Below are 275 nucleotides of genomic sequence, written 5' to 3' on the forward strand. Positions count from 1 at the left end.
GTAAGAAATATTGATTCGCTTTACCCGAGCCACTGTGTTGCGTCACTACCATACCTGGCACAAATTCGAGAATTTCACCGGCGCGGGCGATGGGGCGGATTTCAATGTCGCCATAGCCAATCACGCCTTCTGACGCGGAAATAGAATCACCAATCAAATCGCTTTGACGGCCATATACCACCATGCGCTCGAAGTCGGGGCCATCCGCAAAAACAGAAGGCGAAGAAAGGACAATCAGGCTAAAAAGGGCGGTACGTGTTTTATTCATTACTTTG

At 49.1% G+C, this 275-nt stretch carries 1 pseudogene; it reads right to left on the reverse strand.

From position 1 onward, the window contains the following. Positions 1-268 (reverse strand): annotated as a pseudogene (locus NLF92_RS12875) (TonB-dependent receptor); the annotation flags it as partial. Positions 269-275: the final 7 nt, after the last annotated feature.

It is taken from the genome of Opacimonas viscosa, assembly GCF_024199005.1.
Classification (GTDB): Bacteria; Pseudomonadota; Gammaproteobacteria; order Enterobacterales; family Alteromonadaceae; genus Opacimonas; species Opacimonas viscosa.